At 55.6% G+C, this 25,934-nt stretch carries 17 protein-coding genes, 2 tRNA genes, 2 rRNA genes and 1 pseudogene; 20 read left to right on the forward strand and 2 right to left on the reverse strand.

Going from position 1 to position 25,934, the window contains the following annotated elements:
* The first annotated feature begins 55 nt into the window (after positions 1–55).
* The 16 genes and pseudogenes from THEVEDRAFT_RS03620 to THEVEDRAFT_RS03690 all read left to right on the forward strand — a co-directional run bounded on the left by THEVEDRAFT_RS03620 (position 56) and on the right by THEVEDRAFT_RS03690 (position 18,588).
* Positions 56–2,935 carry a DEAD/DEAH box helicase gene (locus THEVEDRAFT_RS03620; protein ID WP_245522722.1) on the forward strand — a complete coding sequence of 960 codons (2,880 nt, stop codon included), beginning with the start codon at positions 56–58 and terminating at the stop codon, positions 2,933–2,935.
* Between the two features lie 66 nt (positions 2,936–3,001).
* Complete coding sequence (gene mazG, locus THEVEDRAFT_RS03625; RefSeq protein WP_006583373.1) at positions 3,002–3,811, forward strand: nucleoside triphosphate pyrophosphohydrolase; 810 nt, start codon at positions 3,002–3,004, stop codon at positions 3,809–3,811.
* Positions 3,812–3,890: 79 nt separating this feature from the next.
* On the forward strand, positions 3,891–4,127 hold the full coding sequence (locus THEVEDRAFT_RS03630; protein WP_006583374.1) for a NifU family protein: 237 nt from the start codon (positions 3,891–3,893) through the stop codon (positions 4,125–4,127).
* A gap of 18 nt (positions 4,128–4,145) precedes the next feature.
* Entirely contained in the window at positions 4,146–4,703 is a 558-nt protein-coding gene (locus tag THEVEDRAFT_RS10095; protein WP_281054550.1) for a PhoH family protein, read from the forward strand.
* Positions 4,648–5,118 (forward strand): PhoH family protein, encoded by a 471-nt coding sequence (locus tag THEVEDRAFT_RS09850; protein WP_281054558.1) that lies wholly within the window; start codon positions 4,648–4,650, stop codon positions 5,116–5,118. Before THEVEDRAFT_RS10095 ends, THEVEDRAFT_RS09850 begins: the two co-directional genes overlap by 56 nt.
* Positions 5,119–5,131: 13 nt before the next feature.
* Complete coding sequence (locus THEVEDRAFT_RS09140; RefSeq protein ID WP_156787102.1) at positions 5,132–7,024, forward strand: HDIG domain-containing metalloprotein; 1,893 nt, start codon at positions 5,132–5,134, stop codon at positions 7,022–7,024.
* 5 nt (positions 7,025–7,029) lie between these two features.
* The gene (ybeY, locus tag THEVEDRAFT_RS03645) at positions 7,030–7,491 is read left to right on the forward strand and encodes an rRNA maturation RNase YbeY (RefSeq protein WP_006583377.1); all 462 of its coding nucleotides are present in this window, start codon (positions 7,030–7,032) and stop codon (positions 7,489–7,491) included.
* A gap of 60 nt (positions 7,492–7,551) precedes the next feature.
* Positions 7,552–8,817 (forward strand): hemolysin family protein, encoded by a 1,266-nt coding sequence (locus THEVEDRAFT_RS03650; protein WP_006583378.1) that lies wholly within the window; start codon positions 7,552–7,554, stop codon positions 8,815–8,817.
* Positions 8,818–8,820: 3 nt separating this feature from the next.
* Entirely contained in the window at positions 8,821–9,249 is a 429-nt protein-coding gene (locus THEVEDRAFT_RS03655; RefSeq protein WP_006583379.1) for a cytidine deaminase, read from the forward strand.
* Positions 9,246–10,160 (forward strand): GTPase Era, encoded by a 915-nt coding sequence (gene era, locus THEVEDRAFT_RS03660; protein ID WP_006583380.1) that lies wholly within the window; start codon positions 9,246–9,248, stop codon positions 10,158–10,160. The genes THEVEDRAFT_RS03655 and era overlap by 4 nt, the downstream gene beginning before the upstream one ends.
* A gap of 90 nt (positions 10,161–10,250) precedes the next feature.
* Positions 10,251–10,943: a DNA repair protein RecO gene (gene recO, locus THEVEDRAFT_RS03665; protein ID WP_006583381.1), complete on the forward strand. Its 693-nt coding sequence runs from the start codon at positions 10,251–10,253 to the stop codon at positions 10,941–10,943.
* Positions 10,940–11,846, forward strand: a pseudogene (gene glyQ, locus THEVEDRAFT_RS03670) (glycine--tRNA ligase subunit alpha). The gene recO and the pseudogene glyQ overlap by 4 nt, the downstream one beginning before the upstream one ends.
* Before the next feature lie 2 nt (positions 11,847–11,848).
* On the forward strand, positions 11,849–13,921 hold the full coding sequence (gene glyS, locus THEVEDRAFT_RS03675; protein ID WP_006583383.1) for a glycine--tRNA ligase subunit beta: 2,073 nt from the start codon (positions 11,849–11,851) through the stop codon (positions 13,919–13,921).
* Positions 13,921–14,730 carry a pyruvate, water dikinase regulatory protein gene (locus tag THEVEDRAFT_RS03680; protein WP_006583384.1) on the forward strand — a complete coding sequence of 270 codons (810 nt, stop codon included), beginning with the start codon at positions 13,921–13,923 and terminating at the stop codon, positions 14,728–14,730. Before glyS ends, THEVEDRAFT_RS03680 begins: the two co-directional genes overlap by 1 nt.
* A 60-nt stretch (positions 14,731–14,790) precedes the next feature.
* On the forward strand, positions 14,791–17,439 hold the full coding sequence (ppdK, locus tag THEVEDRAFT_RS03685) for a pyruvate, phosphate dikinase (protein ID WP_006583385.1): 2,649 nt from the start codon (positions 14,791–14,793) through the stop codon (positions 17,437–17,439).
* A gap of 144 nt (positions 17,440–17,583) precedes the next feature.
* Positions 17,584–18,588, forward strand: coding sequence for a deoxyguanosinetriphosphate triphosphohydrolase (locus tag THEVEDRAFT_RS03690; RefSeq protein ID WP_245522724.1), 1,005 nt, complete (start codon positions 17,584–17,586; stop codon positions 18,586–18,588).
* Between the two features lie 100 nt (positions 18,589–18,688).
* Here the strand turns inward: THEVEDRAFT_RS03690 and THEVEDRAFT_RS10100 are convergent, their stop codons facing one another.
* Positions 18,689–19,801, reverse strand: coding sequence for a penicillin-binding transpeptidase domain-containing protein (locus tag THEVEDRAFT_RS10100; protein ID WP_342610186.1), 1,113 nt, complete (start codon positions 19,799–19,801; stop codon positions 18,689–18,691).
* Complete coding sequence (locus THEVEDRAFT_RS10105; RefSeq protein WP_281054551.1) at positions 19,767–20,954, reverse strand: transglycosylase domain-containing protein; 1,188 nt, start codon at positions 20,952–20,954, stop codon at positions 19,767–19,769. The genes THEVEDRAFT_RS10100 and THEVEDRAFT_RS10105 overlap by 35 nt, the downstream gene beginning before the upstream one ends.
* A 198-nt stretch (positions 20,955–21,152) precedes the next feature.
* Here THEVEDRAFT_RS10105 and THEVEDRAFT_RS03700 point away from each other — a divergent pair.
* The 4 genes from THEVEDRAFT_RS03700 (at position 21,153) to THEVEDRAFT_RS03715 (ending at position 25,918) form a co-directional block, all read left to right on the forward strand.
* Positions 21,153–22,676, forward strand: a 16S ribosomal RNA gene (locus tag THEVEDRAFT_RS03700).
* A 47-nt stretch (positions 22,677–22,723) separates the two neighbouring features.
* Positions 22,724–22,800, forward strand: a tRNA-Ile gene (locus THEVEDRAFT_RS03705).
* A 9-nt stretch (positions 22,801–22,809) separates the two neighbouring features.
* Positions 22,810–22,884, forward strand: a tRNA-Ala gene (locus THEVEDRAFT_RS03710).
* 56 nt (positions 22,885–22,940) lie between these two features.
* Positions 22,941–25,918 (forward strand): 23S ribosomal RNA (locus THEVEDRAFT_RS03715).
* Together the 16S and 23S rRNA genes with 2 tRNA genes alongside form the textbook arrangement of a ribosomal RNA operon.
* Positions 25,919–25,934 lie beyond the last annotated feature (16 nt).

The raw sequence follows: 25,934 nt of genomic DNA on the forward strand, positions 1-25,934 counted from the left end.
TGCCGAGGCCGGGACTTTGTTGGCGGATCTTCGAGCTGTTGGCACTCATGATCCCTTGGCTTTGCCGGATCTGCCGTTGAGCGGGCATGACGGGTGTGGGATGGAAGCCCTTCTCTTGCATAGGGGAAGGGCTGTGTTGCGTTGGGTTGATCAGGGCGGCATCATGGTAGCCTCCTCTTCCGGCGTGGTCTTGCCGTTCCTTTCGGAGTTTCAAAACCTTTGGATCGCCGTTGGGGAAGAGGTTCGCAGCGATTTGATATCCTGGCTGTCCTCCCAGGGCTACGAAAGGGTCCCGGTGGTTTGGGCTCCTGGACAGTGGGCCCTGCGAGGAGGGCTGGTGGATGTCTTCCCCCCCGGTGAAGGGGCGGTAAGGGTGGTCTTCGATGATGACCGGGTTGCGGAGATTCGGCTATTTGATACTTCCACTCAACGAACCGTTGGAAGGTTGGAGGGGCTTCATGTCCCAACCCTCAAGGGTCTGGGGGCTAGTGATCTCTCTTCCCTTCAAGTTGACTTTGATTTGGTGGTTTTCGAACCCAAGGAATGCAATACTCAGTGTGATGTTTCATCGTGGTTGTGGGGCGATTTTAGGCGCTCATTTCCGCGTCTTCCAGAGGGGACATCGTGGGAAGCGGTTCTTTCTAGGGCATCAAGCGTCCTTCGTGCTACCTTCTCTACCTCCTCCATGGCGTCACATACCGGTTGGGTTCAAGTGCCTGTTTTTGCCGGAAGGCTGCGGGATGCGGAGTCTTACGGGAGGGAGCTTAGGGATAGAGGTTGCAGGACCATCTTCTTTGGGGTGACCGAGGGTTACGTTGAGTGGGCTCATCGTGCGGGGTTCCAGACGGTTTCAAAGCCTATTTCGGCTGGGGCTTTTGACAGCCGAAGGGGGATCCTATACCTATCCGAGTCTGATGTGGCGGGTCCAGGTGGGACAAGGCATGGTCTCATGCCTGTGGTCCCACCTTTGGAGCTGTTGGACTGGATGTCCCCTGGGGATCTCATGGTCCATGAGGATTATGGGGTATGTCGGTATCAGGGGGTTGAGAGCCTCGTGCAGAGAGGGGTTTCTCAGGACTACTTGGCTTTGGAATTTGCCGGTGGAAGCCGTCTTTTGGTGCCCACGTACCGTATATCCAAACTGCACAGGCTTGAATCCCCGCCGGATCATCCGGTGGAGTTGGATTCTCTGCGGAAGGGCAGGTGGAAGAGGAGCTTAGAAGAAGCCCGTCAAAAGGCGAAGGAGGCGGCGTCAAAGCTGCTGGAGGCCCAGGCTAGGCGACAGATGCAGAGAGGCATAGCCTTTGAACCGCTTCGTGATGAGATGGAAGCGCTAAGGTCCACCTTTCCCCACAGGGAGACCCGTGACCAGATACGGTGTTGGGAGGAGATATGTGCCGACATGGAACGTCCTATCCCGATGGATAGGGTTCTAGTAGGAGACGTGGGCTTTGGGAAGACCGAGCTTGCCCTACGTGCGGCCTTTAAGGCTGCCATGTCCGGTTATCAGGTCTTGATAATAACCCCCACCACTCTCCTTGCCGCCCAACATCATAAGACCTTCTCTGAGCGGTTAGCTGCTTTCCCCATAAGGGTGGAGGCGCTTTATCGTTTTATCCCCAGTTCACAGCAGGAAGCGATAAGGAAGGACTTTGCCAAGGGGAAGGTGGATATACTGATAGGCACCCATAGGGTACTGATGGACGATGTGTCTTGCAAGAACCTTGGGCTTCTGGTGGTGGATGAGGAGCATCGTTTTGGGGTGATGCAGAAGGAACGGTGGAGACATCTTTCCCCTCGAGCGGACGTCCTCATGCTTTCCGCTACCCCGATACCGAGGACCTTGCAGCTTGCGTTGAGCGGTTATCGAGACATATCGGTGCTTTCAACCCCTCCGGTGGACAGGAGGCCCGTTATAACCGTGGTTTCCCCATGGCAGGATGCGTTGGTAAAGGGATCGGTTATGCGGGAGGTTAGCCGAGGTGGGCAGGTCTTCTTCGTTCATAACAGGATACAGTCAATGCACAAGACCTATCTGCGCCTTCGGACCCTTTTCCCGGATCTCAGGATTCAGATGGCCCATGGGAAGATGAAGGACCGGGAGCTTGAGGACGCGATGATGGCGTTCATGGATGGGTCGGTGGATATTTTGTTGTGCACCACGATAATAGAGAGCGGGCTTGACCTCCCTGGGGCCAACACCATAATAGTCGATGAGGCTCACCGCCTTGGATTGGCCCAGCTTTACCAGCTCAGGGGCAGGGTTGGTCGCCGAAGCGATCAGGCCTTTGCCCTTTTTCTCTACCCGGAGGGGCTTGCGAGGGGGGATTCCCTAAAGAGGCTGGAGGCCATAGGATCGATGGATCAGCTTGGATCCGGGTTTCATCTGTCCATGGTGGACCTCTCCATGAGGGGTGGTGGGGAGTTAATAGGGGCTTCTCAACATGGGCATGTCTCAAGCCTTTCTCCTGAGCTTTACTTCCGGATGCTGGAGGAGGAAATGTCCCGCCTGAAGGGTGAGGATACGGAGATGCCCCAGGTGGAGTGGGAGGATTCTCCCACGCTTCCTGGATGGTATTTGGAGGACCCTGCCGTTAGGGTAAGGTTGTACAGAAGGCTCTTCGGGCTGCTTGATGAGCGGGAAGTGGATGATCTTAAGGAGGAGCTTGAGGATAGGTTTGGCCCCATCCCGCCGGAGTTGGAGATGATGCTGCTGGCTGCATTGTGCCGGGTTCGCCTTAAGGGGATTGCTTCCTCGATATTGTTTGGGCGATCCGCGTTGAGGGTGAGCTTGAAATCCCTTAGCGCTTTCGGTTCGGCTAAGCTTCCTCCTGACTGGTTGATTCGGGGTAGTTCTATTGAAGGGCCTCCAGGGTTAGCGGGGGCCAGGGGGTTGGTGGAATTGGCATCCTCGCTTGCCGTCTGTGATGGATAGTTTCCCTAGCTTTCTGGTGGGGCGTCAATTTGTGTCCCGATGGTTTAATTTGGAGGTGATGATAAGTTGGAACCCACTATTGGGGGTAGGGCTGATCAGCTGGTGGCCCTTATGGAGAAGCTCAGGTCCCCTGAGGGTTGTCCCTGGGACAAGGCTCAGACCATAGATTCTTTAAAGCGGTATATAATAGAGGAGGCCTTTGAGCTGGTAGAGGCGATTGACTCAGGGGATCTGGAGGGGATAAAGGAGGAGGCAGGGGACCTGCTCCTTCAGGTGGTGTTCATCTCTCAGATAGCCAGGGAGGAAGGGCGCTTTCACCTTGGGGATGTGATTGATTCGCTTTTAGCAAAACTGGTGGAGAGGCATCCTCACGTCTTCGGGGGGACCGAGGTTTCTTCCGCTGAGGAGGTGAGCCGGAACTGGGAGGCCATAAAGTCTTTGAAGCGTAGGCGGGAGGATAAGGATCACTCCGCCATGGCGGGGATACCGAGCGCTCTGCCTGGTCTTTTAAGGGCCCTTAGGATTCAGGAGAGGGCTGCAAAGGTGGGGTTTGACTGGCCCGCTGGTGATCAGGAACCGGTTTTCTCAAAGATCCAGGAGGAACTTGGAGAGGTTAGGGAGGCCGTTGTCCTGGGGGATCCCAAGATGCTGGCGGGGGAGATAGGGGACTTGCTTTTTGCGGTGGTTAACCTTTCTCGTCGATTGGGAGTGGATCCGGAGGAGGCCATAAGGGGCACCTGCGACAAATTCATCAGGCGTTTTAGGGCCATGGAGGGCCGTGCGGCCTCGGAGGGGAAGGGACTTGGTGATCTTTCCCTTGATGAGTTGGATGCCCTTTGGGATAGTGCTAAGGCGTCTGAGGAGATTGGAAACTAAGGCGTTTCAGTGCTTGGTCCTGTGGACAGGTTGGGTTTGCGGGGCATGTGGTTGATAAATTAAATTGAGAGGGGTAGTGATGTTGATGGAAGAGGGAATTAAGAAGCTGATCGACCAGGAGATAAGGCCGGCCCTTCAGTCTCACGGGGGTGACATAGAGTTTCTGGGTTTCGATGAGGCCTCCAAGGTGGTTAGGGTGTCTCTTACCGGTGCTTGCGGGACGTGTCCTTTTGCGCAGGAGACGCTTAGGGTTCAGGTTGAGCAGGTTATAAAGCGTTCCTTCCCGGATGTGGCTGCGGTAAAGAGAGAAGGCTAGGGATGGTATAGGTTATCCATGGAATTGGGATCCGGGAGCAGGTCTTTAAGTCTGAGGGTCAGACCCTTTCCTGGACAGGACCAGGTTATCAGGGAGATAGAGAGGGAGTTTGACCTTGAAGTTCTAGGTCGAGGGGATCTCATAGTGTTAAAAGGCGGGGATGAATCGCAGGTCCGTGGCGTTGCGGACCTGCTGTCCCGTCTTGGGGAGATGGATGACCGGAGGCTTCCCATAGAGCTTCATGTTCTAAGGGAGGCTATGGATGAGATAAAGCGGGGTGGCAAGTCGACCCTGTTGGACCGCTGGGATGATTCCCCGGTGGTTTATCAGACCGCCAAGGGGCGGCAGGTTCGGCCTCATACTAGCGGACAGATCGATTATGTGAAGGCCCTTATGGAAAGCGAGGTCACCTTTGCGATAGGGCCTGCTGGAACGGGGAAGACCTATCTAGCTGCGGCGTTTGCCCTGTCCCTTCTTAAAGGGGGGCGAAATAAGCAGGATAGTTTTGGTGCGTCCCGTGGTGGAGGCGGGGGAGCGGCTGGGTTTCCTCCCGGGGGACATCATGGAGAAGGTTGAGCCGTATCTAAGGCCGCTGTATGACGCTTTCTTTGACCTTCTAAGCCCCGATAAGTTTATGCGGCTGTTGGACCGCAAGGTTATAGAGATAGTCCCTCTGGCTTACATGCGCGGTCGAACCTTGAACGAGAGCTTCATTATACTGGATGAGGCTCAGAACACCACTCCAGAGCAGATGAAGATGTTCCTTACCCGTATGGGTATTGGTTCCAAGGCTGTGGTTACCGGAGATGTTACCCAGGTAGACCTTCCTCAGGGCAAGGACTCGGGGCTTTTAGGTGTTGAGGCAATACTTGGTGGCATATCTGGAATTTCTTTCGTGAGGCTCTCTGCCTCTGATGTGGTAAGGCATCCGATAGTGCAGAAGATAGTGAGGGCTTATGAGGACTACGAGGCTAGGGCAAGGGACATCTAACGGTAAGCCACTTATGAGTAGGGGAGTCAGGGTTGTTTATAACTGGAACCTTGACAGGAGGAGATGTGGTTTTGTCGTCCTCACGGTTTTCCTGTCCATATTGGGGGTTGTAGCTAACTGGTGGTTGGTAGAGCTCCCCACGGGTTTTAGAATAGGCGAGCCTTCCCCAAGGACCTACAGGATGCGGCTTTGGTCCGTAAAGGCAGAAAGCCCATCAGAGGGTTTTTTGAGCTCATTGAACGCGCTCAAGATTGATCCGAATCAGGTTCTTTCTCAGAAGCTGGTGGGGTTGATCTCGTCCTTTGATCCTGTCACAAGGGATAGGCTTATATCCGCTGCTATAGCCACTGGGGAGCTTGTTTTGAGGGAAGGCGGTTTGGGTAGAACCGGCGGCGGGGTTCTTGGGGTTGACGATGAGATATGGAAGGCGTTGGATAACCTTTCCATTCCCCAAGCCCAGAAGAACGTGGTTTTTCAGATCCTATGGGAGCTTTTGGTGTCTTCCCAGACCAAGGGAAGGGCTAGGGACGTGATCGTCTACGAGGGGCAGATGGTTACGGAGGATATAGCTAGGCTTCTGGCTGCGGAGGGATATAGGGACAGGGAATTTCCTTGGAAGCGGTTTTTGTGGGCTTTCTTCGCAGTTGCGTTCTGGAGCAACATGTCCTGGTCTCTCTTCTCTAGGGCAGACAGCGGCAGAAGATCTTATTCGTTGGAGCCCTCTCATTGGGGTTTTGCCGTGACCGTTATCTTCCTGTGTTGGGGGCTGCAGCTTGGGATGTCTTCTTTGCTTTTAGACGTTATGTTCCCGGCGGCGGTGGCCTCTTGGTTGTTTTTAGTCCTTGCCCCTGTCGTTGCCTTTGGCATTTCGGTTGGATGGGGGATAGTGGGGGCTATAATATGCTTCATATACTTTCCTCCCATGGCGGCGATACAGACGCTCCAAGCGGTGCTTTCCGCTGGTTTGGGGTATTCACTCCTCAGGGGGATTTCCTCTAGGCTTTCCTTGCTTTATCGTCTGACCTATTATTTCGTGCTCATATCCCTGATGTCCATATTTGTCAGGTGGGGTTTTGGTTTCCCGTTGGATTCTGCTGTGCTGTTACAATATGGGGCTTTGTGCCTGCTTTGGCCAAGCGTTGTTTTGGCTTTGCTTCCCCTTTGGGAGAGGCTCTTTGGGGTGTTGTCTCCTCTTATGATCATGGAGCTGAGTCACCCATCCAATCCGCTTCTAAGGCGTCTTCAGCTGGAGGCTCCTGGGACGTACCACCATTCCCTGGCTGTTGGTGCCATGGCTGGCGGAGCGGCTGAGTTGTTGGGGATGGATGGCCTTATGGTAAGGGCTGGGGCCTATTATCACGACATAGGCAAGTTGAGGAGGCCCAAGTTCTTCATAGAGAACCAGGGTGGGGGAGAGAACGTTCACGACAGTTTATCGCCCTCCCTGTCTGCGCTGGTGATATTGTCCCATGTGCGGGATGGTCTTGAATTGGCGGATGAATACGGATTGCCGGATTTTGTGAAGGATTTCATCTCCGAACACCACGGTACCACCTGTCTGGCTTACTTTTACAGGAAGGCAAGGGCCATGGGGGAGGATGTGCCCATTGATCAGTTCTCCTATCCCGGGCCTGCTCCTCGCAGCAGGGAGACCGCGCTGGTGATGTTGGCGGATTCGGTAGAAGCTGCCGCCAAGGCCATGGAACATCGATTGGAGGACCCTTCGGAGGTGGAGGGCCTCGTTGACGAGGTCATAAAGTCCAAGATGGATTCGAAGCAGCTTGACAACGTGGACTTCACCATGCGGGAGATTCGTATAATAAGGGATTCTTTTGTCGGGGCGCTCAGATCAATGAGACACACGAGGCAAGTGCGTCCCATTCAGGGCCTTAAAGAGGGAGGATGATTCGGTTGGCCGTTGAGGTTGCCATGGAGATACAGGGCAATTTGCCGGTGGAGCTGTCCGGTAGGGAGGCAGCGATTTGTTCCGCATGGGAAGGGTTCTTTAGAGCCCGTTTTGAGCTCCCTTCGGCGGTATCCAAGGTCCAGGTGGGGGTTACTTTTGTTGATGATGAACAAATGACAGAGTTTAATTTAAAATACAGGGGAGTTGATTCGGTCACCGATGTGCTGTCCTTTCCCCTATGGGAGGAGGAGGGGGGGGTTGTTCTCCCTGAGTGGGAGGTTTTGCCGCTTGGAGACGTGGTGATATGTCCTGGGGCGGTGGAGAGTTTGGACGGCAGCTTTGAGAAGGGGTTGTTGTTGGTAATTCATCATGGTTTTCTACACCTTTTGGGCTACGATCACCTGGAGGATGAAGCAAGGGAGATCATGTGGCGCCTTCAGGATGAGCTTGTGGGGCTTACGTTATAATGGGGCCATTCCGGCAGTGTTTTTTAGTATCTTCATGATATTCAAAGGAAGGGAAGCTCCGTGAGTGAAGAGGTAGGCAGTAAACTTCTGTATCTTTTATTTCTTCTTTTGATGTCTTTCGTTTTTAGTGCCATGGAGACCGCGATGACCGCGGTATCTAGGGCCAGGCTGGCCACATTGGAGGAGGTTAGCCCGGCTAGAAGGGGTCTTATCTCCTGGCTATCTTCCAACAGGCAGAGGGCCTTAATGGTTACCCTCTTGGGGAACAACCTGGTAAACATAGCCTCCAGCGCCATTGCGTCTGCGGTGGCGGTGACCTTGGTAGGGGGCAAGGGCATATGGATTTCCGTTTTCCTGATGACCGCGGTCATAGTTTTCTTTTGCGAGATCCTGCCGAAGGCCTCTGCGATAGCTAGACCTGATGGCTTTGTTGTTTCCCTGCTGCCCCTTATAAGGGTTTTAAGCGTTATCCTGTGGCCTGTGGTCTCACTGGCGGAGATGTTGGTCTCCCTAGTGGGCCGCATATTTGGGGTTAGGCTTGATACCTCCACGCTGATCACCCGGGAAGAGATAGACCACATAGTCAAGGAGGGCAGTGCTAGCGGGGTCCTCGAGGAGGATGAGAGGAAGATGATCCATGGGATAATATCCTTCGAGGAGACCAGGGTTTCCGAGATAATGGTTCCCCGCACGGATGTGACCGCGGTGGCATCCTCCAGCTCCGTGAGGGACGCCATAGGCATATTTATGGAGAGCGGCCATTCGAGGATGCCCATCTACGATGGAGACATGGACCACATCGTGGGGATCCTGTATGTTAAGGACCTGCTTCGAAACCTAACGGTTGGAGATGTGGACAGACCCGTGGTTGAGTGCAAGAGGGACAGTCTCTTCGTCCCGGAGACCATGAAGGTGGCGGAGCTGTTCGACAGGATGAAGAAGGCTAGGGTTCACATGGCCATAGTGGTTGACGAGTATGGGGGCACCGCAGGGTTGGTGACTTTGGAGGATCTGATAGAGGAGATAGTGGGGGAGATACAGGATGAGTACGACGAGGAGGTTCCCCCCATACAGGCCGATGGAGATGGTTTCTTGGTCCAGGGACACGTGCACCTGGAGGATCTTTCCGACGCCTTGGATTACACCTTTGAGGCGGAGGATGTGGACACCGTAGGGGGGTTGGTCCTGTTTCTGTTCGGTGGTTTCCCGGAGGAAGGCCAGTCCATTGAATATGGCCCTTGGGTTATAGAGGTAACCAGGGTGAAGAACTACAGGATTCTTGAGGTTAGGTTCAGGAACCGGGAAGGCCTAGGATTGGAGGAGTAGCCGATGGTGGATCTTACAGTGGAGGAACTGGACAGTCTTTGGGAGCTGGCGCTTAAGGCAAGGGAGAGGGCTTACAGCAGGTATTCTGGGTTTTCCGTTGGAGCTGCATTGATGTGTGTGGACCGGAAGGTGTTCCTTGGGTGTAACGTTGAGAACGGTAGCTACGGGCTCACCCAGTGTGCCGAGCGCTCCGCCATCTGTTCGATGGTGGCTGCAGGTGGTTCCAATCCAGTGGCCATAGCGGTTAGAGGCCCAGAGGAGGTCAACTGCTCCCCCTGTGGAGCCTGTCGTCAGGTTCTGATGGAGCATAACCCGGAGATGTTGGTGCTTTTCCAGTGGGGGGGGCGTCGGGTGGAGGTGCTTGCCAGGGAACTGCTCCCATACGGTTTTGATCTGGAGGAGTCTAGTGAGATCGGGGGAGGGAGCCGATGACTCAAGATCCCTACAGGGCAGGTTGTGTGGCCTTATTAGGGAGGCCTAACGTTGGTAAGTCCTCATTGATAAACGCCCTGGTGGGAGAGAAGGTAATGGCGGTTTCTCCAAAGGTTCAAACCACCAGGCACGCCATAAGGGGGATAGTGAATGGTGAGGGTTACCAGATAGTCTTAGTGGACACCCCGGGTGTTCACGAGCCTAGACACGACCTTGGGAGGTTCATGATCTCTCAGATTAGGGCCGCATTAGAAGAGGTGTGTGGTATTTGTTTTGTGGTGGATGCCACTTGTGACAGGGTTTCCGCCATGGACGAGCGGGTGCTTGAGTGGATATGCGAGGCTGGCCGTCCCGCTGCTCTTTGTGTAAACAAGGTTGACCTGCTTAAGCGCAAGGACGATTTTTGGGACGTGGTGGCCCTATTCCAGGACCGATATGGGTTTGACGCGGTAGTACCGGTATCGGCCGTTCAAGGGACCAACCTCGATGTTTTAAAGGATACGATGGTTGGCTGGCTGCCGGAGTCGCCGCCCTTGTTCCCTGAGGAGTTCTTGATAGACAGGACGGAGCGCTTCCTGGCGGAGGAGATAATAAGGGAGAAAGTGTTCCTCGCGGTAGAGGAGGAGGTCCCCCACTGTGTGGCGGTGGTTGTGGAGTCCTTTAAGAGCCCCGAAGAGTATCCGGATAGGAAGACCCTTGAGATAAGGGCATCCATAGTGGTGGAAAAAGAGGGGCAGAAGGGGATTCTGATAGGTTCTGGGGGCAGGATGATTCGATCCATAAGGATTGCGGCGGAGGAGGAGCTGAAGAGGTTTTTTGGTTATCCGGTGGCTCTGGATCTGTGGGTAAAGGTGAGGCCCGGCTGGCGAAAGAACCCATCCATGTTGAGAAATTTGGGATACGGTCAGTGATACGGGTGTTGTGGTGAGTCATGAAACTGTCCCTTCCGCTTCATCTTAATTGCGACCTCGCCCCCCCGAGGTCCTTTCACGGCCTCGGGAGTGGTCCTTAGGAAGGAGGAGAGGGAAAGGAGCCGCCGGGCTCTATTCTTTCTTAGGGGTTACGGCGCCCTTTGGGCCACGGTTCCCCTGGGAGGCAGGTCAACCCTTGGGGGAGCTTCGGAGGTCATGTCATGGGGGGAGTTCTCCTTCCATCGAGGGCAGAGGTCCATTATGCTTAAGGATGCGGTGGTAAGGGCCAGTTACTTGGATCTATCCGGCCGGCCAGATGCGCTTAAGTGCTTTATGGAGGTCTGCGAGCTTCTTGCCTTTCTGCCTTGTACGATACAGCGAGATGACCTGCTGAGGCTCTTGTGGTCCTTTTACAGTGGGCTTGTGGCGGGTGTTTTGCCCGTTGTTGCTGTTGCCAGGTTTTTGGGCCGATGGTTAAGGCAGGAGGGTTTAATGCCGGATCTTTTAAGGTGCTGTAGGTGTGGTTCCCAAGTGACCTCTCGCTGGGGGCTTGGGGAAGAAGGGGTCGTGTGCTGCGGTTCTAATGCTGCTTGGGAGCCGGAAGTTATGGGGGAGCTGCTTAGGACCTTGTACTTGGGGCACGACGATTTTGTGGAATGGGGTATTGGGCATTTTAGGGCTCCTTTGACGGGCGATCGGCTTTATGTTTGGAAGCGAATAATCCGGTGGATGAAGGGGCTTTTATTTGAAGCGAACATAATTTTGGGGAGGGAAGGGGTTTGAACTTTCAGGAGATAGTGATGCGGCTTGAGCGTTTCTGGGCAGACCAGGGATGTGTCATTCAGCAGCCTTACGATATAGAGGTTGGGGCTGGCACTATGAATCCCGCTACCACCTTAAGGGTGTTGGGGCCGGAGCCCTGGAGGGTGGCTTACGTGGAGCCTTCTAGGCGTCCTACTGACGGAAGGTATGGTGAGAACCCTAACCGTCTCCAGCACTATTATCAGTATCAAGTGATAGTCCAACCCGCTCCTGATGACATCCAGGACATATACCTAGACAGCCTTAGGGCCCTTGGGATAGACCCATCTGAGCACGACATAAGGTTCGTGGAGGATGATTGGGAATCCCCAACCATAGGTGCGTGGGGCCTTGGATGGGAGGTTTGGCTTGACGGCATGGAGGTTACTCAGTTCACCTACTTCCAACAGGTGGGTGGTATTGACATGGAGGCGGTTCCAGCGGAGATAACCTATGGTTTGGAGCGCATTGCCATGTTCGTCCAGAAGGTGGACAGCGTTTACGACCTCCAGTGGGTTGGGGATGTCAAGTACGGGGATATTCATCATCAGGGGGAGGTAGAGCATTCTACCTATAACTTTGATGTTTCTGACCCGAACATGCTGTTTGAGCTTTTTGTCCCATTATGAGAGGGAGGCCAGGAGGGTGCTAGATGCAGGTCTAGTCCTTCCAGCCTATGATTACGTTCTCAAGTGCTCTCACACTTTCAACTTGCTTGATGCCAGGAGTGCCATAAGCGTTACCGAGCGGACCGGTTACATAGCCAGGGTCAGGGCCTTGGCGGGAGCTTGTTGCCGGGCTTACTGGGAGCAGAGGAAGGCCATGGGATATCCCCTGATGGGCAAGTTCAAGGCTTTTGACGCATCTTTTGGGGGAGGTGAGTGAGGATGATGTCGGTTAGAGATCTTCTCTTTGAGATAGGTACCGAGGAGATACCCGCATCCTTCCTATCCTTTGGCCTTGAGGAGATTAAGAGACTGGCCAGAGAAGAGCTTGAAGGTGCGGGGTTGAAGTACGGTGGCATAGAGTCCTATGGCACCCCCAGGAGGCTTACCCTTTACGTGAGGTCTTTGAACGAGAGGCAGGATGACGTTGAGGAGGAGGTGAGAGGACCTCTTTGGAGTCAGGCGTTCGATTCTAATGGTTACCCCACCAAGGTGGCATTGGGGTTTGCTAAGAGCCGCGGTGTGGGCGTTGAGTCCCTGCAGATGCGGGAGGTCCGTGGTGCGGCTTACGCCTTTGCGGTGGTCCGCAGGGAGGGTCGCAAGACGTTCGATCTTCTGCCTGAGATGCTGCAGCGCTTGCTTAAGCGTTTGATCTTCCCAAAGAACATGTATTGGAGCGACCCCTCGGTCAGATTTGCCAGGCCTATCCGGTGGCTTGTTGCCCTTTGGGGCAGCGATGTAATTCCGGTTTCTGTTGGCAATGTAAGGAGCGACAGGGTGAGCCGCGGGCATAGGTTTTTGGGGAAGAGGAGCATAGAGATCCCCAGCGCCGGTGATTACCTTAAACTGCTTTACAGTGAGTTCGTCATAGCTCATCCGGAGAAGAGGCGGGAGAAGATGTTGTCCGCCGTGGCGGCCTTGGAGAAGGAGATGGGGGCCAGGGTGGAACTGGATAAAGATCTGGTGGAGGAGAACGTAAACCTGGTGGAGTACCCCGTGCCTTTTTACGGTACCTTTGACCAGTCCTATCTGGACATACCAGAAGAGGTCCTCACCACCACGATGAAGAAACACCAGCGCTACTTCCCGGTTCGTGACCGGGATGGCAAATTGGTGAACTTCTTTGTGGGTATAAGCAATAACCAGGCTACGGTGATGCAGAACGTTAGGGACGGTAACGAAAGGGTCCTAAGGGCTCGTCTTTCAGACGCGGCGTTTTTCTGGGAGGAGGACCGGAAGAAAGGGCTTGCCAGCCGGGTGGAGGATCTTAAGGCGGTGGTCTACCAAGAGAAGCTGGGATCTTTGTACCAGAAGGTGGAGTCCATCAGGGAGCTGGCCCTTTGGCTTACGGATCATCTCGGCCTTGGGGATAAGCGGAATTTAGTGGATAGGGCCGCTTTCCTATCCAAGGCGGACCTTGTGACCAGCATGGTCTATGAGTTCCCGGAGTTGCAGGGGGTCATGGGTAGGGAGTATGCCCGTTGCGGCGGGGAACATCCTGAGGTGGCTTTGGCCCTATACGAGCAGTACCTGCCTAGATTCGCGGGAGATCAGCTTCCCAAGGGTGTGGTTGGGGCGATCATAGGCTTGGCAGAAAGGGCTTACACCATAGTGGCCATTCACCACGTGGGGCTGGAGCCCACCGCTTCCCAGGATCCTCACGGTCTAAGGCGTGCCTCCCGGTGCATAAACGAGATAATCTGGGGTCTTAACTTGGACGTGTCTATGGACCTCTTGTTCCGCAAGGCTGCGGAGATACTCGGTTCTGATGAGAAGGTGTTGGATCGGGCTTTTGATTTCTTCCGGCAGCGGCTTGTGGTTCAGCTTAAGGAGCGGGATTTTAGCCACGGTCTTGTGGGCCTCGCGGTGGATTGTATTGGAAGGAGGCCTCTGCAAGCCCTAAAGCTGATAGAGGTTTTAGATGGTCTTAAAGAGGAGGATTGGTTCTCAAACCTGGTCACCGCTGCCATAAGGGTTCGGAACATCCTGGTGAAGGCTAAGGACGAGGTCATCGGAGAGGATCTCAGCGGCGCGGAGGGCGTAGAGCTGGAGCTGCTGGAGGAGCTTAAGATGGTTAGGCCTCTGGTGGAGGGGGCTTTGAGCTCCTTTGACTGGCATGAGATGGCCCGTCTTCTGCACCGTCTGGAGGGGCCGATTAGCCGTTTCTTCGATGGTGTTATGGTGATGGATCAGGATCTATCGGTAAGGGCCCGCAGGCTTGGTATACTAAGGGAGGCCCAGGGGTTGTTCGACCTAATTGGGGATTTCACAAAGCTTAAAGGCGAGGTGCGATGATGAGCCCCGATCTCGTGGAGCTTTACGTGGTTTCTGACTTCACTGGGGAGACTGCCGAGCACGTTGCCAGGGCGGCGGTTAGCCAGTTTGGGCCGGATGCGGTTAACTTGGTGCGTTTCCGTTACGTGAGCGATGAGGAGAGAGGGTTGGAGGTCCTCAAGGCCGCAAAGGATAGGAATGCGGTTTTGGTGTGCACCCTCGTGGACCACAGCCTTCGCAGATGGTTCGTAAAGAAAGCCCAGGAGCAGGGTAATGAGGTGGTTGACATACTTGGCCCCATCCTTGAGATACTGGGCCGGCGGCTCAACAGGCAACCATTGGAGACCCCTGGGTTGCTCAGGCGTATGGATGAGGAGTACTTCCGCAGGGTTAAGGCCATAGAGTTCGCGATCCGCTGTGACGATGGTAGGTCTCCTGAGATGTTGGACCAGGCGGAGCTGGTGGTGGTGGGCGTATCCAGGACCAGCAAGACCCCCCTGTCCATGTACCTTGCCCACAAGGGGGTGGCAACAGCTAACGTGCCTCTTGTGCCGGAAGCGGAGCCCCCGGCGGAGCTCTTCAAGATCCCCGCAGAGCGGGTCGTGGGGTTGGTAATAGCACCGGAGAAGCTGATACAGATAAGGCGTGAACGGCTTAAGGTTTTAGGGCTTGATGCGGACGTGTCATCCTATGCCCAGTGGGAGCGGGTAGAGGAGGAGCTTAGTTTCGCCAAGTCCATAATGAGGCGCATAGGTTGCAGGGTGTTCGACGTTACCAATCGGGCCATAGAGGAGACTGCCCAGGAGATCCTGGATTACATAGGAAAGTAGCCCTTAAAGGTTGCGCTGGAAGAGCCTAAAGAGTGCCAGAGAAGCTAGGGGGGTAACCTTATGTCTGGGGAAAAGTGGGTTTACGAGTACGAGCATGGAAGCGCAGAGATGAAGGGTTTGTTGGGTGGCAAGGGGGCGAACCTGGCTCAGATGTGGAACATAGGTTTGCCGGTTCCTCCGGGGTTCATAATAACCACCGAGGCCTGTAAGGCCTACTGGGTGGATCCCCGTGGTCTTATGGACTCCGTGTGGCCCCAGGTGTCCGATGCGGTGGCTCGGCTTGAGGAGAGGACCGGCAAGGTTTTTGGGGGTGAGCGAAATCCCCTGCTGGTGTCCGTCCGCTCCGGAGCCCCCGTTTCGATGCCTGGCATGATGGACACGATATTGAACCTTGGGCTCAACGAGACCACCGTGAAAGCCTTGGCGGAGGCCTCTGGGGATGAGAGGTTTGCCTGGGATAGTTACAGGCGTTTCATTCAGATGTTCTCGGATGTGGTGTTAGGCCTTGAGATAGGTGAGTTCGAGTTCCTCCTCTCCAGGGCAAAGGGGGAGCAGGGCTGTTCTTACGATCATCAGCTGACCGCGGATTCCCTTAAGAAGCTGGTGGGGCAGTACTTGAGGCTTGTGGAGTCCAAGGGGATTTCGTTCCCCACGGATCCCTGGGATCAGCTTCGGAGTGCGGTGGAGGCGGTATTTAAGAGCTGGAACACTCCAAGGGCGGTGACGTACAGGAACATACACAAGATCCCCGATGACCTTGGTACCGCGGTTTGTGTGGTGTCCATGGTCTACGGCAACCTCGGGGAAGATTGTGGTACCGGGGTATGCTTCACCAGGGATCCATCTACGGGGGAAAAGCGGCTCTACGGTGAGTTTTTGGTGAACGCCCAGGGGGAGGACGTGGTGGCTGGTATAAGGACTCCCCGTCCCATATCGGATCTTAAGGATGCCATGCCGGAGGTTTATTCCGAGCTGGTGAGGCTTACGGACCTTCTGGAGAGGCACTACCGGGACATGCAGGACATAGAGTTCACGGTGGAGCGAGGTAAGCTTTATCTTCTTCAGACTCGCAACGGTAAGAGGACCGCTAAGGCGGCGGTTAAGGTCGCGGTTGACATGGTGAGGGAGGGCCTCATATCCCAGGAGGAGGCTGTAAAACGGGTTACCCCTGACCAGGTGGAGCAGCTCCTGCATCCCCAGCTGGATCCGTCGCTTAAGTTCGATGTCTTGGCCAAGGGGCTTCCGGCGTCCCCAGGGGCAGCGGTTGGCAAGGTGGTCTTTGACGCCGATGAGGCGGAGCGGATGGGGAAGAACGGAGAAGATGTGATACTGGTGAGGCCGGAGACCACGCCGGACGATATACATGGTCTTTTCGCTGCAAGGGGTATACTCACTAGCCATGGTGGCATGACCAGCCACGCGGCGGTGGTGGCTCGAGGTCTTGGCAAGCCCTGTGTCTCTGGTTGTGAGGCTCTGGACATAGATTTGGCCAAAGGGGTTATGCGAGTTGGGGGCAAGGAGATACGCCGCCACGAGGTCATAACCATAGATGGGTCAAGGGGATTGGTGGCCTATGGAGCGCTGCCCTTGGTACAGCCAAGTTTCACCGAGGACTTCCGGGAGTTGTTGTCCTTTGCGGATCGGGTGTCCAAGTTGGAGGTCTGGGCCAACGCGGATACTCCGGAGGATGCGGAAAGGGCCAGGGGGTTTGGGGCTAAGGGCATAGGGCTTTGTAGGACCGAGCACATGTTCATGCAGGCGGACCGCTTGCCGGTGATGCAGGAGATGGTGGCGTCAACCGATCGGGACGAGCGTTTAGAGGCCCTTGGCAAGCTTAAGGTGATGCAGAAGGAGGATTTCGTAGGGATATTCAAGGCCATGGAGGGGTTGCCGGTTACGGTACGTCTCCTGGATCCTCCGCTTCATGAGTTCCTGCCTAAGGTCCCGGAGATGACAGAGCGTCTTGAGGAGTTGATCGCCCAGGGCAAGGGAGATTCCCCCGAGGCTTGCAAGATTAGGGTGCTTATCCAGAGGGCCGAGAGCCTTAAGGAGGCGAACCCCATGTTGGGCTTCAGGGGTTGCCGTTTGGGGATAATATACCCCGAGATATATGAGATGCAGGTGGAGGCCATATTTGAGGCGGTAGTGGAGCTTATGCGGCAGGGGGTGGAGGTATATCCGGACATAATGATGCCCCTGGTTGGTACCTATGAAGAGATGCGTCGCCTTAGGGAGATGGTTGATCGGATGGCTCAGCGTTTTGAGGCAGAGCTGGGGCGGAAGATCCCCTACATGGTAGGTACCATGATAGAGGTTCCGAGGGCGGCCCTTATAGCAGGGGATTTGGCCAAGGAGGCGGAATTCTTCAGCTTCGGGACCAACGACCTCACCCAGACCACCTTTGGCTATTCCAGGGATGATGCGGAGGGCAAGTTCCTTGCGGAGTACGTGAGGATGCACATCTTAGGTGATAACCCCTTCCACGTCCTGGATCGTTCCGGTGTCGGCCGTCTTCTAGAGATAGCGGTGTCAGAGGGGCGGGCCCAGAGGGAGGACATTCAGATAGGCATATGCGGTGAGCACGGTGGGAACCCCAAGAGCATTGCTTTCTGCCACCGTCTGGGTCTGAAGTATGTTAGCTGTTCTCCGTTCCGCGTGCCGGTGGCCAGGTTGGCTGCGGCCCATGCGGCCATGGGGCTTATAGACTAACCTCTCCCGACGTAGCGGGGTGTGTCCCCCGCTTTTAAGCCTGTTGAGGTTCATTGTCGGGTTTTGGGGTTTGGTGGCAAACGGGAGTATTAAACGGGGCGGATGGTCTTGGCCTTCCGCCCCGTTTGTATGGGGGGGAGTTTTTTGGAGGTCAGGAGGATTTTGGAGCGCCGGGAGGAGGAGACCCTCTCTCCGAAGGCGTGTCTTGCGTCCCAATCCAAGGGCAGGGAGGTTGAGGAGGAGCCCTGTGCTTTCCGCACATGTTTTCAGAGGGATAGGGACAGGATAATCCACTCTAAGGCTTTTAGACGGTTAAAGCACAAGACCCAGGTCCTTTTGCTGCCCGAGGGAGATCACATAAGGACCCGTCTTACGCACACCCTGGAGGTAGCCCAGGTGGCGAGGACCATATCCAGGGCTCTTTTCTTGAACGAGGATCTCACGGAGGCCATAGCTTTGGGGCATGATCTAGGGCATACTCCGTTTGGACACATGGGTGAGCGGGTCTTGAGCAGGCTTAGTTTGGAGAGAGGCTTAGGGGGATTTCATCATGCATCTCAGAGCCTCAGGGTGGTGGACCGCCTGGAGAGGGACGGAAGGGGATTGAACCTCACTTGGGAGGTTCGGATGGGGATACTTCAACACTCCAAGGGACAGGTGGATGTTTCCAAGGGTTTTGACCTGGATGCCCCTTCAACCCTGGAGGCCTGGGTGGTCAGGGTTTCCGATTCCATAGCTTACCTTAACCACGACCTTGATGACGCCATAAGGGCTGGTTTCGTAAGGCCTGAGGAGTTGCCGGCTAGAGTGGCTCGGTTGGGGATGAAGGCTTCCCAGCGCATAGGGGCCATGGTGGAGGATGTTATATGTCAAAGTCAAAGCGGAGATCGTATAGCGTTCAGCGGCACGATGATATCGGTAATGGAAGAGTTAAGGGTGTTCTTGAACGAGAGGCTCTATAGGTCCAAGCGGGTAATGGAGGAGGAGCCTAAGGTGGATCATCTCATATCGTCTCTCTTCGAGCATTTCGAGAGGAGCAAGGAGGATTGGGATGCCCAGAGGATAGTGGATCACATATCCGGCATGACCGATCGTTATGTCCCTTTTGTGTTTTCAGCGTATAGCGGTGCCCAACCCATGGGGTATTAGACTGGATGCTATTTGAGGTTCATGTTTTAATGGGATGTATGGAGTGTTGCTGTAGCGTAATAGGAGGAGGGGGGATCCCCCTCCTCCTGATTTTTTGGAATTAATCGCTGATGTTGTACTTTTTTAGCAGGTTTTCATATTTCTTCTCCACTTCGCTGGATGGACTTGGGTCCGCCTTGTAGGGGTTGAATGACGGGTTTGGAGCTGGCGCAGCTGTTCCCTGGGGCTTTTGGGTCTTTGTTGGAACGGCAACCGGGTTAGGCGTGCTGTTAGAGGGGTTTGATGCGGCAGGGGACGATCCGCCGTACCTCATGGAGTATTTGGAGACGGTGTAATCGTCGTCCATGGGGGACAGGAGCAGTTGAGGTGCATTGGGGTCAGCGTTGGCAGCGCTTAGGCTGGCACCATGCATGGGGCATAGGGCGGTTGGTGCTTGTCCGGATTTGACGGCCAGGTAAGAGGATGGGCAGGAGGGGGTGGCCAGGAACCCCGTTTTTCTGCACAGTTTAATGAATTCCACGTTAACGTCCGAGGGAATTTGAAATCTTTGGGGCAGTTTTCTAACCTTAACGACCCCTTGAACGAATTCCCTCCATATTGGGGCTGCGATCTTACCGCCGGTGGCCTTGGGACCGAGGGATTTGTGGTTATCGTTGCCGGCGTAGACCACTGCTACGAGGCCTGGGACTCCTCCTACGAACCACGCGTCTCCCCAATCGTTGGTGGTGCCTGTTTTCCCGAACACCTGATAGCCTGCTACTGACGCGGACTTTCCAGTGCCCCACAGAACTACCTGTTCCAGCAGAGTTCTCATCTCCAGTGCCGATTCCGGGGATATAGCCCTTTCCAGCTGTGGCCCGTTTTTCTCCAGCACCTCTCCGGAGGGAGTTCGTATCTCCTTTATGGCGAAGGGGGTTATCCGGTAGCCGCCGTTGGCAAAGCAAGAGAAAGCGGAGGCCATCTCAAGGGGGGTGACGCTGGTTGATCCAAGGGCGATGGATAGGTCATCGGGCAGGTAGGGGGATGTTATGCCCATTGCCCTTGCGGTGTCCTTTATGGCCTTTATTCCCACCACCTGGGCAAGCCTTACCGCTGGGGTGTTAAGGGACCTCGTCAGTGCGTCGATTATGGAGACCTCGCCGTCGTAGCCTCCGTCATAGTTTTTAGGAGCCCATCCGTTAGGGAAGGAGAGGGGGGCGATCCAGCAGGTGATCCACGGGTCTGTAGCCCGCCTCCATGGCGGTGGCGTAGACTATTGGTTTGAAAGCGGATCCCGGCTGTCTGAAGGCCTGTACCGCCCTGTTGAACTTGCTCTTATCGAAGTTATGCCCCCCCACCATGGCGAGTATTTCGCCGGTGTCGGGGTTTAGGGCCACCAAGGCCCCCTCGGTCTTCAAATGGGCGAAGGCCTTCTCAGCCAACCGCTGTATGTCCAGATCCAGGGTGGTTTGGATGGTGAGTCCCCCCCTGTATATGGTCCCGGTTCCGTAGGTGGGGAGCAGGTTTTTGAATAGGATGTAGGAGACGAAGTAAGGGGCTTCCTGCTGGAACTTAGCTGGTGACCTGCGCCCTATGAGACGTAGGGGGGTGGACTCTGCGGCCTTGTGTTGTTCTGCGGTTATCCATCCGAGCTCCAGCATGCGGTTTAAAACGTACCTTTGGCGCACCTTGGAGGCGGATGGGTTTTTAAGTGGGGAGTAGTACTCCGGAGCGGCGATGAGTCCCGCCAGCGCTGACGCTTCCGATAGGGTGAGATCTGATGGGGACTTGCCGAAGTATACCTGGGCGGCGGAGCCGATCCCGTATGTGCCATGCCCCATGTAAATTGTGTTTACGTACATCTCAAGGATCTGGTCTTTCGTGTAAACCCTTTCTAGCCGCAGGGACAGGACCGCTTCCTTTATCTTTCTGGAGAGTTTTTTCTCGTGGGAGAGGAACATGTTTCTGGCGAGCTGCTGGGTTATGGTGCTTCCCCCCTGCCTTGCCTTTTTATGCAGGAGGTCCACCAGGACTGCCCGGACTATGCCGGACAGACTCAGCCCCTGGTGCTCGTAAAACTCGCTGTCCTCCGCGGCGAGCACGGCCTTGATGAACCAAGGGGAAACCCTATCCAGGGGGACGATGGTCCTGTCCTCCTCGTAGAGTTTGGCTATGACCCTGCCGTTTCTGTCTAGGATGGTGCTGGCCTGGCTAGGTTGCTTGGATAGGATTTCCTCGGTGGTTGGCAGTTGAGAGGAGACCTCTCGAAGGAAGAACGTCAGCCCCACTGAGGCAGCCGCGGCCCCCAAAAGGGCCAACAGGAGAAGCGTTGACAGGAGGAACTTCACTACGCCTCCTTGTCTTTTTGCGGTAAGGGATATCTTCATGGCGCCTCCTTATCGATAGCAAAAAGGTCTTTATAGGTATGGGTGATTATAGCACCTTGGGGGTAGAAAAATTTTTGCCTGGGGGGGTTGTGCGATCTGGGAAGTCGTGATAAACTACCCCCTGTCGCCGATGGCGACCGGCACCATGCCAACTGAATACGGCGCGATGGATAGCAAGACGCCTTTGAGTTAATGAATTGCTAGGAGAGTTTGATCCTGGCTCAGGACGAACGCTGGCGGCGTGCTTAACACATGCAAGTCGAACGGGCCGATGGGTGAAAGTTCGCTGGATCCTATTGGTTAGTGGCGGACGGGTGAGTAACACGTGAGAACCTGGCCTGCACAGGGGGACAACTGTTGGAAACGGCAGCTAATACCCCATAGGCGCGAGAGCGTTAAAGGAGAGATCCGGTGCGGGATGGGCTCGCGGCCTATCAGCTAGTTGGTGGGGTAATGGCCTACCAAGGCGATGACGGGTAGCCGGCCTGAGAGGGTGTACGGCCACACTGGAACTGAGATACGGTCCAGACTCCTACGGGAGGCAGCAGTGGGGAATATTGGGCAATGGGCGGAAGCCTGACCCAGCGACGCCGCGTGAGGGAAGAAGTCCTTCGGGATGTAAACCTCTGTTGTAAGGGAAGAAGGAAGTGACGGTACCTTACGAGGAAGCCCCGGCAAACTACGTGCCAGCAGCCGCGGTAATACGTAGGGGGCGAGCGTTGTCCGGAATTACTGGGCGTAAAGAGCGCGTAGGCGGCTGGATAAGTCGGCTGTGAAAGATGCGGGCTCAACCTGCGGATTGCGGTCGATACTGTTTGGCTGGAGTGCGGGAGAGGGAAGTGGAATTCCCGGTGTAGCGGTGAAATGCGTAGATATCGGGAGGAACACCAGTGGCGAAGGCGGCTTCCTGGACCGCGACTGACGCTCAAGCGCGAAAGCTGGGGGAGCGAACGGGATTAGATACCCCGGTAGTCCCAGCTGTAAACGATGGATGCTAGGTGTGGGGGTCGTATGGCTTCCGTGCCGGAGTTAACGCGATAAGCATCCCGCCTGGGGAGTACGGCCGCAAGGCTGAAACTCAAAGGAATTGACGGGGGCCCGCACAAGCGGTGGAGCACGTGGTTTAATTCGATGCAAACCGAAGGACCTTACCTGGGTTTGACATGTACGTGGTAGGGAGATGAAAGTCGAACGACCTTGGGGAGACTCGAGGAGCGTACACAGGTGCTGCATGGCTGTCGTCAGCTCGTGTCGTGAGATGTTGGGTTAAGTCCCGCAACGAGCGCAACCCCTATTGCCAGTTACTAACGGGAGAGCCGAGGACTCTGGCGAGACTGCCGTCGACAAGGCGGAGGAAGGTGGGGACGACGTCAAGTCATCATGGCCTTTATGCCCAGGGCGACACACGTGCTACAATGGCCGGCACAGAGGGAAGCGAAGCTGCGAGGTGGAGCGGATCCCAGAAAGCCGGTCCCAGTTCGGATTGCAGTCTGCAACTCGACTGCATGAAGCCGGAATCGCTAGTAATCGCGGATCAGCCAAGCCGCGGTGAATACGTTCCCGGGCCTTGTACACACCGCCCGTCACACCACCCGAGTTGGGTGTACCCGAAGTCGCCGGCCTAACCCGCGAGGGGAGGAGGCGCCTAAGGTATGCTTGGTGAGGGGGGTGAAGTCGTAACAAGGTAGCCGTACCGGAAGGTGCGGCTGGATCACCTCCTTTCTAAGGAGAAGCATCAGTGCGTCGTTGCTGTCCGTTGCGCCGTCAGTGGGCCGATAGCTCAGGTGGTTAGAGCACACGGCTGATAACCGTGAGGTCGGAAGTTCGAATCTTCCTCGGCCCACCAGTTTTAGTTGGGGATGTAGCTCAGTGGGAGAGCGCCTGCCTTGCACGCAGGAAGTCGGCGGTTCGAATCCGCTCATCTCCACCATTTTTATGCCTTGGACAATGACAAAGGCCCTTTTTGGGGTTATATGAGGAAGATGGGGTTAAGGTAGTAAGGGCACGCGGGGGATGCCTAGGCGCCAGATGCCGAGGAAGGACGCGGCAAGCTGCGAAAAGCCACGGGGAGGCGCAAGCGGCCATTGATCCGTGGGTATCCGAATGGGGCAACCTGCCGGGAGCAGTCCCGGCGCCTCTGAGAGAGGCGGGCACTCGGCGAAGTGAAACATCTCAGTAGCCGAAGGTAGGAGAAATCGAAGAGATTCCCTGAGTAGTGGTGAGCGAAAGGGGAGCAGCCTAAACACGGTGCGTGTAAGCGTGCGGGCGTTGCGTACTGTGGGTAGTGGGACGTGTTGGGGGCGAGCCGCATCTTGCCCGGTCAGTGAGAAAGGTACACTTTAGCGGAACCGTGTTGGGAAAGCGGGCCGCAGAGGGTGATAGCCCCGTACGCGAAAGGGTGTACTCTGGCTAGACGCGATCCCGAGTAGGGCGGAGCACGTGGAATTCCGTCTGAATCAGGGCCGACCACGGTCTAAGGCTAAATACATCTGGCGACCGATAGTGGAGCAGTACCGAGAGGGAAAGGTGAAAAGCACCCCTGGCGGGGAGTGAAATAGACCTGAAACCGCGTGCTTACAAGCAATCGGAGCCACGTTAGTGGTGACGGTGTGCCTCTTGGAAAATGAGCCGTCGAGTTATGGTGTGTGGCGAGGTTAAGGTCTTTAGAGGACTGGAGCCGCAGGGAAACCGAGTCTGAATAGGGCGTAAGTCGCATGCCATAGACCCGAAGCCGTACGATCTATCCATGTCCAGGTTGAAGTCCGGGTAACACCGGATGGAGGACCGAACCAGGGCCTGTTGAAAAAGGCTTGGATGAGGTGTGGATAGGAGTGAAAAGCTAATCGAGTACGGTGATAGCTGGTTCTCCCCGAAATGCATTGAGGTGCAGCCTCGACGAAAGGTGTAACGGGGGTAGAGCTACTGGATGGGTGAGGGGGCCGATGGGTCTACCGAGCTCAACCAAACTCCGAATACCGTTACATGTAGTTGGGAGTGAGACTACGGGTGAGAAGATCCGTGGTCGAGAGGGAAAGAGCCCAGACATCCGGCTAAGGTCCCGAAGCCCGCGCTAAGTGTTACAAGGATGTGGGGGAGCTGAGACAGCCAGGAGGTTGGCTTAGAAGCAGCCATCCTTGAAAGAGTGCGTAACAGCTCACTGGTCGAGCGCCCCTGCGCCGAAAATGTGGGGGGCTAAGCGCGGCACCGAAGCCGATGCATGTGCAGCAAGGCTGTACATGGGTAGGGGAGCGTTCTGTACGGGGTGAAGTCGTTCTGTGAAGCGCGGTGGACTGTACGGAAGTGAGAATGACGGCATGAGTAGCGTTAGGCAGGTGTAAACCCTGCCCGCCGGAAGCCCAAGGATTCCTGGGGAAGGTCAGTCCGCCCAGGGTTAGGCGGGACCTAAGCCGAGGCCGAAAGGCGTAGGCGATGGACAGCCGGTAGACAATCCGGCCCCACTGAGGGCGCGTTATTACCGATGGGGTGACGCAGGAGGCTAGGTGCGCCGGGTGATGGAAGTCCCGGTCTAAGGAGGTAGGGGGACAGGATAGGCAAATCCGTTCTGTCGTAACTCTGAGATCTGATGGGGACTGCGTTTATACGCGGGAAGGCATTGAAGCCATGCTGCCGAGAAAAGCCTCTAGGGAGTGCTCTTGGTGCCCGTACTGCAAACCGACACAGGTGGGCAAGCTGAGAAGGCAAAGGTGAACGGGAGAACCCTCGTTAAGGAACTCTGCAAGTTGACCCCGTAACTTCGGGAGAAGGGGTGCCCTGGTTGGTGAAGTTATAAGCTGACGGAGCTGACTGGGGTCGCAGAAACCAGGCTCAGGCGACTGTTTAATTAAAACACAGGACTCTGCTGAAGGCGTAAGCCGAGGTATAGGGTCTGACACCTGCCCGGTGCTGGAAGGTTAAGGGGAGAGGTTAGCCGCAAGGCGAAGCTTTGAACCGAAGCCCCAGTAAACGGCGGCCGTAACTATAACGGTCCTAAGGTAGCGAAATTCCTTGTCGGGTAAGTTCCGACCTGCACGAATGGTGTAACGATCTGAGCGCTGTCTCGACGAGGGACCCGGCGAAATTGTGGTACTGGTAAAGACGCCAGTTACCCGTGGTGGGACGGAAAGACCCCGTGGAGCTTTACTGTAGCCTGATATTGGATTTTGGCAATCTCTGTACAGGATAGGTGGGAGGCTTTGAAGTCATGCCGCCAGGTGTGATGGAGCCGTCGTTGGGATACCACCCTTAGGTTGCCGGGATTCTAACCGCTAGAGCTGAACCGCTAAGCGGGACACTGTCAGGTGGGCAGTTTGACTGGGGCGGTCGCCTCCTAAAGAGTAACGGAGGCGCGCGAAGGTCACCTCATCGCGAATGGAAATCGCGAGTTGAGCGCAAGGGTATAAGGTGGCTTAACTGTGAGAGCGACAGTTCGAGCAGAGACGAAAGTCGGTCCTAGTGATCCGGTGGTACCGAGTGGAAGGGCCATCGCTCATCGGATAAAAGCTACCCCGGGGATAACAGGCTGATCTCCCCCGAGAGTTCCCATCGACGGGGAGGTTTGGCACCTCGATGTCGGCTCGTCGCATCCTGGGGCTGGAGAAGGTCCCAAGGGTTGGTCTGTTCGCCCATTAAAGCGGTACGTGAGCTGGGTTTAGAACGTCGTGAGACAGTTCGGTCCCTATCCACCACGGGCGTAGGGGATTTGAGGGGATCTGCTCCTAGTACGAGAGGACCGGAGTGGACGAACCGCTGGTGTACCGGTTGTGGCGCCAGCCGCATAAGCCGGGTAGCCATGTTCGGATCGGATAACCGCTGAAGGCATCTAAGCGGGAAACCGGCCCCGAGATGAGATCCCCCACTGGGAAACCAGGTAAGGCATCCTGAAGATGACAGGATTGATAGGCCGGAGGTGTAAGCGGTGTGAGCCGTTGAGCTGACCGGTACTAATATGCCGAGGCCTTAACCCCATCTTCCTCATGTAAC

It is taken from the genome of Thermanaerovibrio velox DSM 12556 (genome assembly GCF_000237825.1).
GTDB classification, from domain to species: Bacteria; Synergistota; Synergistia; order Synergistales; family Synergistaceae; genus Thermanaerovibrio; species Thermanaerovibrio velox.

Coding starts and splice junctions, on each gene's coding strand:
- THEVEDRAFT_RS03630 (WP_006583374.1), top strand. CDS start 3,891: ATGTTGATGGAAGAGGGAATTAAGAAGCTGATCGACCAGGAGATAAGG.
- THEVEDRAFT_RS10095 (WP_281054550.1), top strand. CDS start 4,146: ATGGAATTGGGATCCGGGAGCAGGTCTTTAAGTCTGAGGGTCAGACCC.
- THEVEDRAFT_RS09140 (WP_156787102.1), top strand. CDS start 5,132: ATGAGTAGGGGAGTCAGGGTTGTTTATAACTGGAACCTTGACAGGAGG.
- THEVEDRAFT_RS03655 (WP_006583379.1), top strand. CDS start 8,821: ATGGTGGATCTTACAGTGGAGGAACTGGACAGTCTTTGGGAGCTGGCG.
- era (WP_006583380.1), top strand. CDS start 9,246: ATGACTCAAGATCCCTACAGGGCAGGTTGTGTGGCCTTATTAGGGAGG.
- glyS (WP_006583383.1), top strand. CDS start 11,849: ATGATGTCGGTTAGAGATCTTCTCTTTGAGATAGGTACCGAGGAGATA.
- THEVEDRAFT_RS03680 (WP_006583384.1), top strand. CDS start 13,921: ATGAGCCCCGATCTCGTGGAGCTTTACGTGGTTTCTGACTTCACTGGG.
- ppdK (WP_006583385.1), top strand. CDS start 14,791: ATGTCTGGGGAAAAGTGGGTTTACGAGTACGAGCATGGAAGCGCAGAG.
- THEVEDRAFT_RS10105 (WP_281054551.1), bottom strand. CDS start 20,954: ATGAAGATATCCCTTACCGCAAAAAGACAAGGAGGCGTAGTGAAGTTC.